Source organism: Gardnerella leopoldii (assembly GCF_003293675.1).
In the GTDB taxonomy this organism is placed as follows: domain Bacteria; phylum Actinomycetota; class Actinomycetes; order Actinomycetales; family Bifidobacteriaceae; genus Bifidobacterium; species Bifidobacterium leopoldii.
The window spans coordinates 131,412-149,147 of the sequence record NZ_CP029984.1 but is presented as its reverse complement, the minus strand read 5'-3'; the positions used below and the strand labels follow the sequence as shown (position 1 = coordinate 149,147).

Here is a 17,736-nt window from a genome sequence, read left to right as displayed (position 1 = left end):
TCAATATAGTACTTCAATACTTAACTTAACTTAACTAAACTTAGCAAAGTAACGAAATTATGAAAAACTCGTTTTTTATTTAAAATTCCCTATTTCTACGATTAGCATAACGAGAATTAAGCTCAGCTTCATGCTCTTTACGGCTAGTATTGAAATCTTTAAACAATCCCATTACTGTGCGCAATGTGATATTTTTCGGTTCCTCATCAAATATAAAACGACTAGCAGAAGACGGCATTTTTGCTTTAACATATGCACGAGCCTTCGTAACTGTAAGAACACCAATTACAATGCCAACAAACATCCAAAATAAACGCTTGAACATTACTCCCCCCTGCTTGCATTATTAGTTGCATTCTTGTCAGAGGATTCTTTTGAAGCGTTACGATTGGCACTATTCTTGTCTGTTGGCACAGTCGGCTTATTGAAGAAAGAAGAAACAGTATCTTTTAGAGCGTAACCGGCAGCTGCAATTTTTACGAGCGGTTTTCCAAGGAAAGCACCATACAAATCTGTTAGAGCACTAATATTTGTAACGGTTGTGCGAGTAGCTCCTGAAACAGCGTTTACGTCGTCAAGAGTCTTATTAACTTGCTTAATAGTTGTAACAGACTCATCGATTGCCGGCATCGCATGCTCACCCGACTCTTTAATTGTTTTCGCAATCTGATCAAACAATCTGCCTAATCTGATTAACGGATAAATCAAAAAGCCAGAAAGCACGGCAAACGCAATCGCAGCAATAAGAGCAGCTATGTCTCCAACGCTCATCGTAACCTCTTTCTATACCATTTTGCCTAAGATTTCGCAGTATCAAAAGCCATACAACAGCAAATCAAACTACGTATTAAAACCCTTCGCAATGACTTAAGATTAACGAACGGTAAAGACGCATATAACAAAGTTAAACAGTAGAATCTACTCGTTATAGCCTCGAATAGTAATGGCATTATCAATAGGTTTGGTAGTGTCAAAATCAAGTCTGGTTACGCTTCCGTTTTGAGGACGTTCGCTTAAATCGTAGCCTGCAGGCGCAAAACGGTGCATAAGACTTAGCAGAGTGTTGCCATGCGAAATTTGCAAAATATTATCTCCATCGTTAAGCAAAGAATTTGAAGCAATTAACGCAAAACCTTCTTCTACGCGAGTCCAATATTCGATATCTGATTCGGCATCGTGAAAAGGATCCGCTTCTTTAAGCATGTCACGCGTGGCTGCAAGCCCAAATTTTTCAACGATTTCGTTATAAGTGTGCGCTCCGTGAGGCGCTCCTGCAGCCCACCAAGCCATTTGCATATCTTGACCTTCAAAATAGCCGTAGCATTGCTCGCGAAAATGCATATCGCTTATAAGCGTCGGGCGCACGTTACCGGCAGCTTCATTTGCATCGAGAATACGTTGTGCTGTGATTTGCGCGCGAGTAGTATCCGAACAGTAAGCTGCAGCAAAAGCAATATTTTCTAGCTTTTTTGCAGCCGTGTCCGCATCTTTCAAACCTTTTTCAGTAAGCGGAGAATTTGACCAGCCTTGCAGTCGATTATAGCGATTAAATAGCGTCTGTCCGTGACGCACTAAATAAAGATGCAGCAACATAGCTCCATTATTGCACTAAGCGGTACATAACTGTCGAAAACACCAAACCATTTGGTGAAATAAACAAAATTCGCAACGAAACTGTCGAAAACACCAAACCAACCGATGAAATCGACAAAAACGCATTGACCCCTGCCACGCGAACGCGCAACAGGGGTCAAGCGGTATGTCCTTAAGAATTAAATCGGCGAATTAACGAGCGTAGTATTCGACGACGTACTGAATGTTGACTTCAACTGGAATCTGATCGACTTCCGGCTTACGAGTCAAAGTAGCCTTCAAAGAGGCAAGATTCACATCGAGGTAACCAGGAACTGCTGGCAAAACGTCGCGATGAACGCCTTCTGCAGCCATCTGGAATGGAACCATGGTCTGGCTCTTGGCACGAACCTGAATGGTCTGACCTGGCTTCACACGGTAAGATGGGCGATCAACAAGATTGCCATCAACCAAAATATGACGATGTACAACAAACTGACGAGCCTGGGCGGTGGTGCGAGCAAAGCCTGCGCGCAAAACCAAAGCATCAAGACGAGTTTCCAAATCGGTGAGCATTGCGTCACCGGTCTGGCCTGCAGTGTGCGTACCCTTCTCGTAAGCAGCACGAAGCTGCTTCTCGGAGATACCGTACTGAGCGCGAAGACGCTGCTTCTCGCGAAGACGTACTGCGTAATCGGACTCGGTGCGACGACGAGTGCGACCGTGCTCACCTGGAGCATATGGACGCTTCTCGAAGATACGCTGAGCCTTTGGGGTCAAAGCGATGCCGAGGGCGCGAGAAAGACGCACCTGACGGCGAGAACGCTGAATATTAGTCATAACTAATCCTTTAATTCTGTCGTTATCTGAACGGAACGTGAACCAAGTTTTTAGTCGATTGCAAAATCGCCTAAAAATTACTCACGCTGAGCCGGCCTCTCCAGTGCTTCTTCGTGCTAACACACGAACGTGCAAGTATTAAAACGTTGAAATAACGCCATAACTACCGCGCGCCGACCCACTGATGGGCTAAGGCTCCAGATGATGCTTACACAAAATAGGCATCGTTTCTGATTCTACACACCCGTAAGAATAATTGTTGATATTTTCGTACTGAGCGCGAAACTCACGTTGTAAGTTCCCCGGCAAATGTTCCACAAACCAGCCAAAACGCTCGCGCGAGTAACGCGCTCGCTTGCGAAACTCGCGTTGGAAGTCCACTGGACTTCCAACTTTAGCGAGTTTCCGGATTGAAGTGCCTTCGCGCGCTACGCTTCAAGCGCTCCGGCAAGTCAATCCGCAATCCATTGTGTATGTGCGATCCGCACAGCGAGCAGCCTCAACATCGTGAGTTACCATGAGCACTGCCACACCATTTTTTGCAGCCTCGCGCAACATTTTCACCACTATGCGAGTATGCTCTAAATCCAAATCGCCAGTAGGCTCGTCAAGAATAAGAAGCTTCGGATTGTTTATCAGCGCGCGCACAATCATTACGCGACGCATTTCACCACCCGAAAGCTCACTTGGGTAGCACCACAGTAAATCTTCAATATGCAATTGCTTGCAAAGTTCTAACGCGCGAGTCTCGTTTGAATCTTCGCTTACTTCAGACTTACTTTCAGCAGACTTACTTTCAGCAGACTTACTTACTTCACAAGCATTAGCTGCAATTTGCACAGGTAAAAGTATGTTGTCATGCACAGTAAGATTTTGCAAAAGCGTCTGCGATTGCGTCACAAAACCTATATCACATGCGCGCAAACGAGACATCTTGACATCACTAAAAGTGCGTTCAGAAATCTCTTCGCCGCAAACTTTTACACTTCCATGCGTTGGCTTCAATAACCCAGCAATCAAATTTAGTAAAGTAGATTTTCCGTTACCTGACTTTCCAACGATTGCCACAAAATCGCCGCTATTTAGCGCAAAACTCACGTTATTTACTGCAAAAAATTTGTGCTTTCTGCGCATAAATTCGCGAGTTACACGAGTAAGTTCAACAACAGGTAAACTATCAAACTCATTACTTGGCAGTTTTTGACTCTTATCTTCCATACTTACTCACCTGACCTAAGTGTCAAATACGTTTCGCGCATAGCAATACGCAATGTAGTAAGCGCTGAAGCTACAACAACTGCAACAAGCGCAAGTAGCACAGACGCTAACATAAGCACTGCTACTGGTAGAGCAGTCACTTCCAAATACGGAAGCTGCAATTGTTCAGAAATAAGAGAACTGTAAGGGAACAATATAAGACTTGCAGACGCAACACCCAATACGCCACCAACTAAGCCAAGTATCGTAGATTCTCTAACTACAACACCTAAAAGCATATTTCTTGTTGTGCCAAGTATGCGAAGAGAAGCAAACTCTTTTTTACGCTCGTTTACAGATGTTGAAAACACTGCAACTAAAACTAGCAATCCAACTAGCCAGCACGCAGCAATTATAAAAGTCAACGTGCGAGTAAAAACACCAAGATTAGCTTGCGTAGTTGCTGTAATTCCGCCCGGAAAAACTATGCCAATGCTTGAAAGACCAGTTGTTTTGCGGATATTTTTTGCAACTTCTTTCGCGCTGTAACCTTTTTGTACTTTTACAAGAACTGCAGAAACTGCTTTTTTGGCATATTCCTTTGGAATAGCGGTATGCCCTACTTTCGTCGAATACTCAACTACTTGCGGCACACTTTCGCGTCGCACAAACACTGAATTATCAATGCTTGTGCCGGTTTTTGCAAGCTGCGCAGCTACAGGCCATTGGTGTCCAAAAAGACGAACAGTATTCATGTAAGACACGATTACATTTGCGCCAGCAATCATCTCGCCTTTTTGCAACTTCTGCTTATGTTGAGAATAAATCCAAGGACCTATAACAAAATCAGAATCGGGATCAAAACCAATAATTTGTAATTTTTCAGCGCAACATCCTGCAGAAAGCGAAGAAATATACGTTTGTGCACTCGCCTTTTGCACACCCGGAGAGCGTCTTACTAAATTCTCAATATTGTTAGTGAAATAAAAAGTGCTTGAACCACTGTTTGTAAGCAGCGCTTCTGCTTTAGTATGCGTACCTTGAGGGATAACCATAATATCGGCTCCCATGCGTTCTCGCATACTGTTCAAGCCGCGTTCAAGATTCATAGAAATCAGCGAGCCGCCGAAAAATATTGCAGACAAGCACGCAGATACAACAATAAGTGCAGCCGTGCGCAATGGCTTGCGTTTAAGATTTTCCAGCGGCAATCGCTTTAGCGTAATAGTGCGCATAATTTTGCTTTGTTAAGCTTTTCGAACTATTTGAACTATTAATTTTCTTTATTATCCAAATACACGGAAACAGCTGCGAACACTAATGCGAGCACAGACAGAACAATCAGTGTTGGACGCATAACCGATGCACAGTGCATCATTGGGCTCTTGCACACGCCAATAAGGAATGTTGTAACAGCGAGCATAAGCAAAGCGTTCACAACTACAGCAATATTTAAACCAATGCGAACATTTTCTTTAACAAATAGCGCAATAATTCCAAGTACTGCAATAACTAAACCAATTCCAATAGCTGCACGACCTGTGTAGTAGCATGCCATAGGTTGCATCATCATATGCATTTTGTGCATGCCTCCGGTTGAGCATGGCTTTGCAAACGTCAATGGTGCAACGGCAATAAGCAGGCCGAAAATAATTGCAGGAATTGATGCGAATAATTTGTTTTTCATAATTTATACCTCATGAAATGTATGTTTTTATTTTTTAGTGTCACATTTTCGTTAATGCAACACGCTTCTCAGCGCTCACACCAGCAAACGCCACGTCCTTGTTAAAAATTTATCTTACATTAAAGTGCATAAATAAAAGATTTTACAATTTTTCGATTGGTGCAACTCTAAGCATTAGTCGCTTTACTCCATCGGAGCCGAAATCGACTGTAATAATTGAGTTTCTGCCCTTATCTTGCGTTGCTAACACGGTTCCTAAGCCGTAAGTATCGTGAGTAATTTTGTCGCCAACTTGGAAGTCTTGAATATTTAGATGATTGTCTTTATTCATAACTGCAGAAGTTGAACCAACTTTTGTTGCGCTTGTTGAAGTCGCAGTTTTTGCAGTAACTTTGCGCGTTTTTACTGCACTTGACTTAGACCAATTCGATTTAGAATAAGACGAGCCATAAGACGAGCCATAAGAAGATCCGTAAGACTTGCTATAAGACTTTCCGTAAGAAGAGCCGTAAGACTTAGAGCCATACGATTTATTTCTTCCGTAAGACTTAGAGCCATGCGACTTTTCAGAACCGTAACTGCTTCCACCATAAGTTGTTTTTTCACTAAACGCATCGCTATAATCGTCATCCCAGCCACCGAAATCACTATCAAAATCGCTATCGAAATCATCGCCGCGCCTAGACGAAGCGCCCCAACGCTCAACATCAGACTCTCTGCGCTTCCAATCAATCAAATTATCTGGAATCTCATCCAAAAACTGGCTTGGAAGCATATCTTGAGCCTGCCCCCATTGCGCACGAACAGCAGCACGAGTAACATACAAACGCTGCTTAGCTCGAGTAATACCAACATAAGCAAGACGACGCTCCTCGCAAAGCTCGCCATCGTCTTCCAAAGCGCGAGAATGCGGAAAAGTTCCCTGCTCCATGCCAGTTAGGAACACAACCGGATACTCCAAGCCCTTAGCTGTGTGAAGCGTCATCAACGTAACTTTACCAGTGTCCTCATTTTCATCCGGCAATTGATCCGAATCAGCCACAAGCGCCGTCGTTTCAAGGAATCCAGCAACACTAGCATCCGGCGTATTCTGCTCATACTCAGCTGCAACCGACTGCAATTGCGACAAATTATCCACGCGAGCGGCATCTTGAGGATCTTCAGAACGTTGCAAATCCTCCAGCAAACCACTGTCGTTCAGTATGCTGTCAATAACTTTAGAAGGTTTCGAGTCATCGTTTTGCATACAAGTAATTAAATTGTGCATAAGCTCGCGGAACTCTTTAAGCTTGGTTGCGGTGCGAGTTGGCATGCCTTCGATTGACTCCAAATGTTCCAAAGCTTGCCAGAAGCTAACTCCTTGTGTTTGAGCGTAAAGCGTTAGCAAAGCCTCCGCACGCGCTCCAAGCCCACGCTTAGGCACATTCAAAATTCGGCGCATATTCACATCGTCATCTGGGTTTGCCATAGATTGCAAGTATGCGAGCGCATCTTTTACTTCGCGACGCTCGTAAAACTTCGTGCCGCCAACAAGTTGATACGGAAGACCTGCTTTAACGAGCGCATCTTCCAGCGAACGAGACTGTGCATTAGCGCGATACATAATCGCCATATCCGAATAAGCAACACCCTCCTCACCTGCTAATCGCGCTATTTCTTGCGCAACCCAAGCTGCTTCCTGTTGAGCACTGTCTGCTGCATAACCAGTAATTGGAGCACCCTTACCTAATGCCGTCCACAATTTTTTAGGCTTTCGTCCTTGATTATGCGAAATAACTGCGTTTGCAGCATCCAAAATAGTTTGCGTAGAGCGATAATTTTGCTCAAGCATAATAGTTGTAGCGTTTGGAAAATCTTTTTCAAAGTCTTGAATATTGCGAATATCTGCTCCGCGAAAAGCGTAAATCGACTGGTCGGAGTCGCCTACAACTGTGATTGATGCAGGAGTGCTATTTTGCTGAGATGCATTTGCGTTATTTTGCTTTACATACGCACTATTTTGTTTTACATCCACTCCTGCAAGCTCGCGAATAAGCTCGTATTGAGCGTGATTCGTATCCTGGTACTCGTCTACGAGAATATAGCGGAACTTATGACGGTAATATTGCGCAGCTTCTGGTACTTCGCGCATGAGTTGCACAGTTCGCATAATTAAATCGTCAAAATCAACCGCATTTGCTTGAGATAAACGATGCTGATATTCCGCATAAATAGTTGCGTAAACGGCTTCAGAATTGCCAGCGTGCGCAATTTGTTGACCTGCAACACCCGGCTTGTAATCGTTAGCATACATGTCTAGTTGCTCACGCCAAGTGATTAAACTATTTTTGCAATCCGAAATCTTGCCCAAAATGCTGCGTGGCGTAAAACGCTTAATATCAACGTTAAGCTCTGTTGCAATAATTTTTACTAATCGCTCGCAATCGGAAGTATCGTAAATAGAAAAGCCTGATTTTAAGCCAATATACTGTCCTGATCTGCGAAGTATTTTCACACATGCAGAATGGAACGTCGAAACCCACATAGTATTTGCTTCGCTGCCAATAAGATTGCTTAAACGTTCACGCATTTCGGCAGCTGCTTTGTTTGTAAAAGTGATAGCAAGAATTTGGCTTGACCAGGCACCTTTTTGGCTTAATATCCAAGCTATTCTTCGCGTAAGAACTCGCGTTTTGCCACTTCCAGCTCCTGCTCCAATAAGCAGTGCCGGTCCGTCGTATTGGACTGCTTGAGATTGTTGCGGATTTAAGCCGTCGAGTAGTTTTTGCGCGTCAACTGCAACTCTAGAATGTGCAGAATTTTGGGAATATTCTTGAGATTCTTGAGGAGGCACTGATTCTTGATCAGACGCATATTCTTGCTGCGTAAAATCAGGCTCTTTAGCGTAAGCGTCAGCATACTCGTCGTAACTGTAGTTGGCATAATCATTCGCATCCGCAACATTCTCGTAAAAATGATTGTCAGAATCGAACGAATCAACTGGATTCCCCAACAAATCACTTACATATCCATAATCGCTATCTTTTGCACTCATATTTGCATTCATACTTGCGCCCATACTTACGCTCATACTTGTACTCCATTGATGCTGCCAATTACCTACGTTTTAGCTTCAGCAATAAAACGCCCCCACGTTTTAATTGCGCACGTATCTAATCAGGTTTACCACATGCTGCAGTCGTTTTTACTCGTATTGTGTCACGAACGTGGGTATGCTTGAGCGTACTGCAAGTAATTGTTCGTAAGAAGGGGCGCATCGTGCAAGAATTGGAAGAACGCATTCTCCAAGATGGTATCGTAAAACCAGGCAATGTATTAAAAGTAGACGCTTTTTTGAACCACCAGTGCGATGTGAATTTATTTGATCATATGGGAGCCGCTTGGGCTGAGCATTTCCGCGACGCAAATATTACTAAGATTCTTACGATTGAGGCTTCTGGTATTGGAATCGCATGTGTTGCAGCACGCCATTTTGGTGGAGTTCCTGTGGTTTTTGCAAAGAAAGCTCAGTCAATTAATCTCGATGGCGACCAATACGTATCTACGGTATTTTCTTTTACAAAGCAGCGCGAGTTTCCGGTGATTGTGTCACGTAAGTATTTAAGTGCGGAAGATCGCGTGCTTATTTTGGATGATTTTTTGGCGAACGGCAAAGCTCTACAAGGATTAATCGACATTTGCAATCATGCTGGAGCTAGCGTTGCAGGCATTGGAATCGCTATCGAAAAGGGCTTCCAAGGTGGTGGAGATGCGCTTCGTGAAGCCGGATATGATTTGGATTCGCTGGCGATTGTTGACGCGATGGATCCTGTTGATGGGTCGATTTCGTTCCGTAAGTAGCGCTCCGACCTGCTTTCGCGCTTAGAACGTAGCACGCGAAAGCAATTCGGAGCGTGAGCTTGCACGGAAAGTCCAGTGGACTTTCCGTGCAAGCTCAGCCGAACGGCGATTAGCCGTGAGGACAGCGCTCCGCTCTTGCTTGCCGTGGCGCGAGTTTGGGGGATTTCTCTCCTCGCGCGTCCCGTCCTTCAGTCGCCTTGACTGTTAAAGGCGTTTATTGTGTTCGCCTTTCTTTAAAGAATGTTGCTCCATCAGTCCTCTTTTAGCGCTCGTAGAGAAATCCCCCAAACTCTGCGTGCTAACCATTAATAACCTCGTTTTATCGCAGAGATTTTTCGATTTTTCTTCTTCCCTTGGCGAATCAGCAGCCTGCGGCTCTGACGTTCGCCGCGCTCAGTGCGAAAAATCTCAAATCTCACCGCACGAATATTTGTTCCGACCAAGCAACACCCACCCTTCACTACTAGTAAAACCGCTAGTGTTTTGTGGTGTGGTAGGAGTGCCTGGTGTAGTGTGTGCAGCAGCGCAAAGCTAGTGTTCTTTAAGCAATAAATACTCAACGTCTGCAGAGCAATACTGTTAAAGTTCACTAAGCAACAAATAATCGCTGTTAGCAAAGCATTACTGCAAAGCTACAGACGCAACGTCTGCAGAGCACAGGCGCAAAGCTACAAAACCACTTTTCGCAGAAGCACTGGCGCAAAGCTTCAGGAGGTTTGGGAAAATACGACCCTTAATTTACACGAGCGCAAAGTTTATGCCAGATTCAGGCGCGTAGCCGACCATTACTTTACACGACTGTAAAGTTTCTGCCGCTATTTGGCGAGCAAACGACCGTTACTTTACAACGCTGTAAAATTTATGCCGCTTTCAGGCGCGTAGCCGACCGAAACTTCACACCGCTGTAAAGTTTATGTCGGATTCGGGTGAGCGAACTCACTGAAGCACGTTTAATTGTGAAGGAAACGAGAAAAATTTTTCGCAAATGGTAATTTTGTCGAAAAATACGATAAAGTAGTCCGGTTGGTATACTTCAACACGTATTGCAACAAACAATTGATTAGGTGGCTAAACATATGACTGATGTGGTGATTGCAAGCGCTGTACGTACGCCTATTGGCAAATTCGGCGGCAGCTTATCTTCGCTTTCCTCAGTTGATTTAGGAACAATCGCAGCAAAAGCAGCAATAGAACGCGCTGGAATTAGCTCACACGACGTGGATCAAGCTATTTTTGGAAACGTATTACAAGCAGGCAGCGGACAAAACGTTGCTCGCCAAATTGCGTTAAAAGCAGGCTTAGATACTTCTAGCTGCGCAATGACAATTAACGAAGTATGCGGATCCGGTTTAAAAGCAGTGCGTTTAGCACAATCCGCAATCGTTATGGGAGATGCGCAAGTTGTTGTTGCAGGCGGCACTGAAAGCATGAGCAACGTACCGTTTTACGCAACTAATTCGCGATTTAGCGGACACAAATACGGGAATTTTGCGCTTATTGACGGTTTGCAACGAGACGGCTTAAACGACGCTTTTACTGGCGACGCAATGGGCGTTACTGCAGAAAATGTTGCAGCAAAATTTGGTATCACTCGCGAAGCACAAGATATTTTTGCACTTAAATCTCACCAAAAAGCTGTTGCCGCTATTAAACGAGGCGATTTTGCTTCTGAAATTGTGCCAGTAACGCTTGCAAACGGAACTGTTATAACTCAAGACGAGCATCCTCGCGAAGATACGTCTTTAGAGCAGTTGTCGAAATTGCGCACGCTTTTTAAAGCATCGGAAGAAACTTCGGGCGCGACTTGCGAAGTTGGCAAGAACGAAATTAGCGAGAACGAAGTTTGCAAGCACGAAGTTTGCAAGCACGAATCGACTGTAACTGCCGGAAACGCAAGCGGAATTAACGACGGAGCTGCAGCTCTAGTGCTTATGAGCAAAGATTACGCGCAAGCGCACGGAATTGAATATCTTGCGCAAATTGTGGGATTCGCAGAAGGCGGAATCGACCCAGATTTAATGGGATATGCTCCAAAACATGTGATGGAACGCATGCTAAATGCGACCGGTAGCAGCGTTGACAACATTGACTTATTCGAAATAAACGAAGCGTTTGCAGCGCAAAGCATTGCCGTTTCGGAGCAACTTCATATTGACGAGTCAAAACTAAACGTACGCGGTGGAGCAATTGCACTCGGTCATCCGCTGGGCGCTAGCGGAGCTAGGATTTTGACGACGCTTATATACGCTTTGCGAGATAGCAATAAGTTAAATGGAGTTGCTGCGCTGTGCGTCGGCGGCGGAATCGGCGTTTCTATGCAAATTAGAATGCGAAACAATCAAGCCAAAATGTAAAACAATAAAGTCAGACTGCAAAACAACTAAGTCAGAATGCGAAGCGATCAGAAGCATTCGTAGTCTACAAATCATGAGGTGATTTCGATGACTGCTTTTCGCGAATTAAGCGTGGAAAATCGCATAAAAACCTTGCAAAATGAGGGCGCAATTAACGATGCTGATGCAACATTTTTGCTTAAACAGTTTGCGGAAAGTTCTGATACTACAATTCCTGCAGACGTTGCAAATCATATGATTGAGCATCAAATTGGAAAGTATACGCTGCCGGTTGGCGTTGTGCGTGGGCTGATTGTGAACGGCGAAATGCGGGACGTGCTGGTTGCAACCGAGGAGCCGTCCGTGATTGCAGCTGCGTGCAATGGGGCGCGAATTGCTGCGGGGACTGGCGCTGGATTTGACGCGGGGACTGACGTTGGATTTGACGCGGCGACTGACGTTGGATACGGAATTATTGCGCGTTCCCCACAATACGTGACTACAGCGCAAATAGCTTTTGAGGACGCAGACGGGAGCGTGGCGGCGCGCTTGCGCAGAATCGTTGAAGATAAAGAAAAGGTTGCAGAACTGTTGCGCATTGCAAACGAGTCACACCCATCAATGAGTAAAAGGGGTGGCGGCGCGCGAAAATGCCGCGCTTCAGCTTTGCACGGCTTCGCAAAGCTCGAGATTGACGTAGACACATGCGACGCAATGGGCGCCAACACAGTAAACACTATGGGCGAAGCCGTCAAAGCCCAGCTGGAGAGCTGGCTCGGTGTGCAGGCGCTAGTGGCAATACTCACAAACACCAGCCGCGTTGCCACCACAGCAGAAGTGCATATACCGGTTGAAGCACTGGCATCCAGGCGGCTGGAAGACTCTGAGCGAGAGAGCGAAGGAAAACGCCTTGCGCGCCGAATCGCGGCATTGAGCGCGCTTGCCGCCAGCGACCCTGCGCGCGCCGCCACGCACAACAAAGGAATCCTAAACGGAATCGCAGGAGCCGCGCTCGCGTCAGGAAATGATACGCGAGCGCTAGAATCGGCAGCACACGCGTGGGCGGCGCGCTCCGGTCGCTACCTACCACTGTCAAAGTGGAACACCGAAACTTTAAACGGAAAAACCATACTCCATGGCAGTATTGAAATTCCGCTACAGATCGGCATTGTTGGCGGCTCAATCTCATCGCTTCCAATGGCAAAACTCGCGATCAAAATCGGTAATTACAAAAACGCAAACGACTTTAGAAACACGCTTGCCGCGCTCGGTTTGGTGCAAAATCTTGCAGCTCTTCGCGCACTAGCAGGCCCTGGAATTCAAGCAGGTCATATGGCATTACAGTCTTCAAACCTAGCAATTGCAGCAGGTGCCAAAGGTGCGGAAATCACGGAAATCGCGCATGATATTTTGCAACTTAGCCCTGCAGAAAGAACTACAGAAAAAGTTACGCAATTACTTCAAAAGTTACGAGAATCAAGTAAAAATTAAGAAAAATTAAGAAAAATTTAGGAATTTTAGGACAAATGAACACACAAAATACCGAAACATCAGCAACCACAACCTCCGCAACCACTCCCCTTGCCGTCGGCATCGACCGCATCTCCTTCGCAACGCCGCACTATTACCTAAACCTCGAAGAACTGGCGGAACACCGCGGAATCGACCCTAACAAATTCACAATCGGAATCGGTCAAAGCGAACAATCTGTGCCACCAAATCACCAAGACATCGTCACTCTCGCCGCGCAAGCTGCGCTCCCACTGCTACCCCACATCGATAGCAATCGACTCAAAATGCTAATCGTCGGCACAGAAAGCGGCGTCGACGCAAGTAAATCGAGTGCTCTGTACGTTCAAAATCTGCTAAAACTCACGCCGTGGGTGCGCTCTATTGAAGTAAAAGAAGCTTGCTACGGCGGCACCGCGGCTTTGATGATGGCATGTGACTACGTGCGCGCGCACGCCGAAAAAAATCCGCAAGTGCTTGTTATTGCAGCCGATATTGCGCGCTACGGTCTTGCTACACCTGGCGAAGTAACGCAGGGAGCAGGGGCTGTAGCAATGCTTGTGAGCGCGAATCCGCACGTGCTTAAAATTAACGACGATAGCGTTGTGAAATCCGCTGATATTCAGGACTTTTGGCGACCTGTTTACCAAGACACTGCGCTTGCTCGCGGAAAGTTTTCGACTGAGCAGTACATACAATTTTTCTGCGACGTGTGGCAAAAGTATTGTGCGCAAAACGGTTGTAATTTCAACGATTTTGCCGGATTGTGCTTCCACTTGCCGTATACGAAAATGGGTTTGAAGGCGCTTAAGGCTGCGATGGATTCTTGCGATAATAGCAACCTAAGCGAGTCGTCGCGCAATCGCTTACTTTCGCGCTATGAAACCAGCACGAAGTACAGCCGTCGCGTAGGCAACATCTATACGGGTTCCCTGTATTTGGGATTGCTGTCTTTACTTGAGTTAGACGAATTTACTTGCGAAAATAGTAATCTTACTGCACTTAAAAGCGGCGATAAGATTGGGCTATTTTCTTACGGCTCCGGCGCTGTTGGTGAATTTTTCAGCGGCACGATTGCGCCAGGATTTAGAAATGCGCTGTTTGCGCGCGAGCATGCGGATATGCTTGATTCGCGCGTGCGTTTAAGCGTTGCTGATTACGAGGAGATGTTTGAAAGCGTTGCGCCTTACGCTCCGGAAGATTTCGAAAGCAGCACGTCTTGCCGCGAAGGTGCGAACTTCTTCCTTGACGCAATCACTTCTCAAGAGCGTCATTATTCCACGCGCTAAAATCGAGCGAGCGCACGTTTCAATCGGATTCTCGCGCGCAACCGACCGTTCCTTTACACCCACGTAAAGTTTCTGCCGTTTTTTGGTGCGTAGGCGGCATAAACTGTGCGCTGCTGTAAAGTTTCTGCCGTTATTCCGCGCACAACCGACCGTTTCTTTACACCGCTGTAAAGTTTCTGCCGCAATTTGCTAATTTCCCGAGCTCGGCGAATTAAAAAAGCCTAAAGCAATTTCACATGCTTTAGGCTTAGTTAATTCGCGGATGAGGCGAGATTCGAACTCGCGGTAGGTTTCCCTACAACGGTTTTCAAGACCGTCTCCTTAGACCGCTCGGACACCCATCCATTTGCGCGCGAAAGCAATCAAATTGCCGCTTTTAACGCACAAGTGGTAAGCATATCATCACGTATAGAACGCAACACACAACACCCAGATTCAAAAAACTTATCAACTAAAAAACAAAGCCCAGGTAATTTCCCGGGCTTTGTAGTTAATTAAACGATTTTTTGAAACAAACGCCGTGTTTGTGCACGAGCAAACTCACGCTTCCCACTTAGTTGGCTCAATGACTTCCTTGCCACCCATATAAGCCTGCATAGCCTTCGGAATATCAATCGAACCATCCTCATGCTGATGATTTTCCAAAATAGCCACAAGCCAGCGAGTAGTAGCCAAAGTGCCGTTAAGCGTACTAACTGGACGAGTTCCACCATCTTCCATACGTTCACGCACATTCAAGCGGCGAGCCTGATACTCAGTGCAGTTAGAAGTAGAAGTAAGCTCACGGTAACGTCCTTGCGTTGGAACCCAAGCTTCGCAATCAAACTTACGAGCGGCAGAAGAACCAAGGTCACCTGCAGCAGTATCAATAATGCGGTAAGGCACTTCTACCTTAGCAAGCATTTCTTGCTCCATGCCTAGCAACTTCTGATGCTCAGCGCGAGAATCTTCCTGCTTGCAATAAACGAACATCTCAACTTTATCAAACTGATGCACGCGAATAATACCAGAAGTATCCTTTCCGGCAGCACCAGCCTCACGACGGTAGCAGCTCGACCAACCGCAATAACGCAAAGCACCATCGCTTAAGTCAAGAATCTCATCCTCATGCATACCAGCCAAAGCAACTTCGGAAGTACCGACCAAATACTGATCATCTGGCTCGCGCAAACGGTAAATCTCGTCCGCATGAGAATTCAAGAAGCCAGTTCCGCGCATTACTTCCGGGCGCACAAGCGTTGGCGTAATCGCAAGCGTAAAACCGTGCTCTTCGGCTTGATCAACAGCCATAGTAAGCATTGCGATTTGCAGGCGAGCCACAGCACCGCGCAAGAAGTAGAAGCGAGATCCTGCAACCTTCACGCCGCGACGCATATCAATTCCAGCAACGCCAGTTCCAAGAGTCAAATGATCCTTTGGCTCGAAACCTTCAGCTGCAAAATCGCGAGGTGTGCCAACCTTCTTAACTACAACATAATCGTCTTCTCCGCCTTCTGGAGCTTCATCTTCAACGATGTTAGAAAGCTTCCACATTGCTGTAGTGTAGTCGGCAGTAGCTTTTTCGGATTCAGCCTTGTATTCTGCAACCTTCGAAGCTAATTCTTTAGTTTCGGCAATAAGAGCAACCTTTTCCTCCGCGCTAGCTGTTGCAACCTTCTTACCAATAGCTTTTTGCTCAGCGCGAGCCTCTTCAAAAGCCTTAAGAGCAGTACGACGCAAGTCATCGTTGTGCAATACTTCATCGACGAGCTCAACGGATTCACCGCGCTTGCGCTGCGATTCCTTAACTACGTCGGCATGTTCACGAATAAATTGGATATCAAGCATGACTCCTAGCCTAGTGCCGCAAGACGACAGATAAGCGCACTATCGACAACATTTATGCAAGGCGGCACGTACAATAAAGCAAATACGCAAAATATTGAGGGAGTAATATGGCAGCAATACATGCTACTACAGAAAATTTTGAGAAGATTGCTTCGACAAATGAAATAGTTGTTGTCGATTTTTGGGCAACGTGGTGCGGTCCATGCAGGTCTTTTGGTCCTATTTTTGAGAAGGTCAGTGAAAAATATCCCGAAATTCCTTTCGTAAAAGTTGATATTGACAAAAGCAACGAGATTGCTGCAGCTGCTCAAATCCAAGCTGTTCCAACAGTAATGGTTATTAAGCGCGGCGAAGTTATTTATAGACAAGCTGGAGCATTACTAGCTTCTGATTTAGAAGATTTGGTTGAACAAGCTAAATCTTACGAATCTAATGATTCTGAATCCTGATTTATAGACTATGCCATGAGATACAATATGTGAGGTTTTGCATATACGTTTTGCACATACATTTTAGTTTTATTACTCTACGTTGCGAGCGTTTGCAAATATCAATAGAGTAATTGCAGAAATAAGGAGGGTTATGGCCAGTCACCGTAAGCATACTGTTACGCTTGGTTCACTCAGTTTACGACAGTGGGCTAGAGTTAGCGCGGTTATTTTAGGCTTCATTGCTTTGGTGATACTTGGTTTTGCCTCGCGAGATTTTTACGCTTCGTCTAAAGGTCACGCTGTTCAGGTTACTTCTTATTCGGCAACCGATTCTTCGCAAGTTTCTCGTAGTGCTAGCCGTCGCATGTTGCATGATAGCGCAACTTCATATGTTAACGTTGTTATAAATGGTCATCATCGTACTATTTTGGGCACTAATTTCACTGATGTAAAATCCGTTCTTGATGCCGGGGATATCACTCTTGAGCCACACGATGTTGTTACTCCATCTCTTACAACTAAAGTTAGCGAATCAACTGTTATTACTATTAATCGTGCAGGCGCAAAATTAGAAAATTCCGACGACCCAATCGCGTTTAACGTCGTTAAAAAGGAAACTGCTGCACTTCCAAAAGGTACTGAGAAGGTGCAAAGTGAAGGCGCTAACGGCGTAATGGAAACAGCAAAAATAGTTACTCGAACTAAGGGAAAAATAGTTTCCTCTAATATTTTTGCTTCTTATGTTAAAAAAGCTCCAAAAGATAAGGTTATTCTTGTTGGAACTGGCGGTTCTTCTGCCGGACTTGGCTTAGCTGCTTCTATCGGCACGACTGTTCCTGCTGGCGAGATGCAACAATGGGCTCACGATTGGCTTATTTCTAACGGTTATAGTGAAGCTGATTTTACTGCAACAGTATTTATTATTTCTCATGAATCTGGCTGGCGCGTAAACGCAATGAATCCTTCTGGAGCTTACGGTTTACCTCAAGCTTTGCCAGGCGGAAAAATGGCTTCTGCCGGAGCTGATTGGGCTACTAACTATCAAACTCAGCTCCGCTGGTTCTGGAATTATTGCAATGGTCGTTATGGCTCCATTCAAGGCGCTTACAATCATTGGCTTTCCTACCACAGCTACTGATTAGAATCAGTCTAGATATTATTGTTTTGCGCAAATTAAGTCTTACAATTTTTCGTTGTAATAGATAAGAGAA

At 45.4% G+C, this 17,736-nt stretch carries 15 protein-coding genes and 1 tRNA gene; 6 read left to right on the top strand and 10 right to left on the bottom strand.

Annotation, left to right across the window (positions count from 1 at the left end; all coding sequences use genetic code 11):
* Positions 1–79: 79 nt before the first annotated feature.
* From DOD25_RS00730 to DOD25_RS00695, 8 genes are all read right to left on the bottom strand, one after another.
* Positions 80–325 carry a hypothetical protein gene (locus DOD25_RS00730; protein WP_004105270.1) on the bottom strand — a complete coding sequence of 82 codons (246 nt, stop codon included), beginning with the start codon at positions 323–325 and terminating at the stop codon, positions 80–82.
* Positions 325–771, bottom strand: a complete 447-nt coding sequence (locus DOD25_RS00725) for a DUF948 domain-containing protein (RefSeq protein ID WP_004105272.1) — start codon at positions 769–771, stop codon at positions 325–327. The genes DOD25_RS00730 and DOD25_RS00725 overlap by 1 nt, the downstream gene beginning before the upstream one ends.
* Before the next feature lie 147 nt (positions 772–918).
* Positions 919–1,593, bottom strand: a complete 675-nt coding sequence (locus tag DOD25_RS00720) for a histidine phosphatase family protein (RefSeq protein ID WP_064340384.1) — start codon at positions 1,591–1,593, stop codon at positions 919–921.
* Between the two features lie 192 nt (positions 1,594–1,785).
* Positions 1,786–2,412, bottom strand: a complete 627-nt coding sequence (gene rpsD / locus DOD25_RS00715; protein WP_004105277.1) for a 30S ribosomal protein S4 — start codon at positions 2,410–2,412, stop codon at positions 1,786–1,788.
* Positions 2,413–2,847: 435 nt separating this feature from the next.
* Entirely contained in the window at positions 2,848–3,630 is a 783-nt protein-coding gene (locus DOD25_RS00710; RefSeq protein ID WP_064340383.1) for an ABC transporter ATP-binding protein, read from the bottom strand.
* A 2-nt stretch (positions 3,631–3,632) separates the two neighbouring features.
* Positions 3,633–4,844 (bottom strand): FtsX-like permease family protein, encoded by a 1,212-nt coding sequence (locus DOD25_RS00705; protein WP_064340382.1) that lies wholly within the window; start codon positions 4,842–4,844, stop codon positions 3,633–3,635.
* Positions 4,845–4,882: 38 nt separating this feature from the next.
* Positions 4,883–5,296 carry a DUF4418 family protein gene (locus tag DOD25_RS00700; protein ID WP_101885908.1) on the bottom strand — a complete coding sequence of 138 codons (414 nt, stop codon included), beginning with the start codon at positions 5,294–5,296 and terminating at the stop codon, positions 4,883–4,885.
* A 142-nt stretch (positions 5,297–5,438) separates the two neighbouring features.
* Entirely contained in the window at positions 5,439–8,366 is a 2,928-nt protein-coding gene (locus DOD25_RS00695; protein WP_112928514.1) for an ATP-dependent helicase, read from the bottom strand.
* Between the two features lie 188 nt (positions 8,367–8,554).
* Between DOD25_RS00695 and DOD25_RS00690 the strand changes: the two genes are divergently transcribed.
* The 4 genes from DOD25_RS00690 (at position 8,555) to DOD25_RS00670 (ending at position 14,267) form a co-directional block, all read left to right on the top strand.
* Positions 8,555–9,136, top strand: coding sequence for a xanthine phosphoribosyltransferase (locus tag DOD25_RS00690; protein ID WP_004110321.1), 582 nt, complete (start codon positions 8,555–8,557; stop codon positions 9,134–9,136).
* 1,076 nt (positions 9,137–10,212) lie between these two features.
* Positions 10,213–11,490 (top strand): acetyl-CoA C-acyltransferase, encoded by a 1,278-nt coding sequence (locus DOD25_RS00680; RefSeq protein ID WP_064340379.1) that lies wholly within the window; start codon positions 10,213–10,215, stop codon positions 11,488–11,490.
* A gap of 87 nt (positions 11,491–11,577) precedes the next feature.
* Entirely contained in the window at positions 11,578–12,960 is a 1,383-nt protein-coding gene (locus DOD25_RS00675; protein WP_064340378.1) for a hydroxymethylglutaryl-CoA reductase, degradative, read from the top strand.
* 35 nt (positions 12,961–12,995) lie between these two features.
* Entirely contained in the window at positions 12,996–14,267 is a 1,272-nt protein-coding gene (locus DOD25_RS00670) for a hydroxymethylglutaryl-CoA synthase (RefSeq protein ID WP_101885904.1), read from the top strand.
* Positions 14,268–14,526: 259 nt separating this feature from the next.
* Here the strand turns inward: DOD25_RS00670 and DOD25_RS00665 are convergent.
* Positions 14,527–14,611, bottom strand: a tRNA-Ser gene (locus tag DOD25_RS00665).
* 196 nt (positions 14,612–14,807) lie between these two features.
* Positions 14,808–16,094 (bottom strand): serine--tRNA ligase, encoded by a 1,287-nt coding sequence (gene serS, locus DOD25_RS00660; RefSeq protein ID WP_064340571.1) that lies wholly within the window; start codon positions 16,092–16,094, stop codon positions 14,808–14,810.
* Between the two features lie 107 nt (positions 16,095–16,201).
* Between serS and trxA the strand changes: the two genes are divergently transcribed.
* Together trxA and DOD25_RS00650 are read left to right on the top strand one after the other, a co-directional pair.
* Positions 16,202–16,543, top strand: a complete 342-nt coding sequence (gene trxA / locus DOD25_RS00655; RefSeq protein WP_004110313.1) for a thioredoxin — start codon at positions 16,202–16,204, stop codon at positions 16,541–16,543.
* Positions 16,544–16,676: 133 nt separating this feature from the next.
* Positions 16,677–17,663: an aggregation-promoting factor C-terminal-like domain-containing protein gene (locus DOD25_RS00650; protein ID WP_032842330.1), complete on the top strand. Its 987-nt coding sequence runs from the start codon at positions 16,677–16,679 to the stop codon at positions 17,661–17,663.
* Positions 17,664–17,736 lie beyond the last annotated feature (73 nt).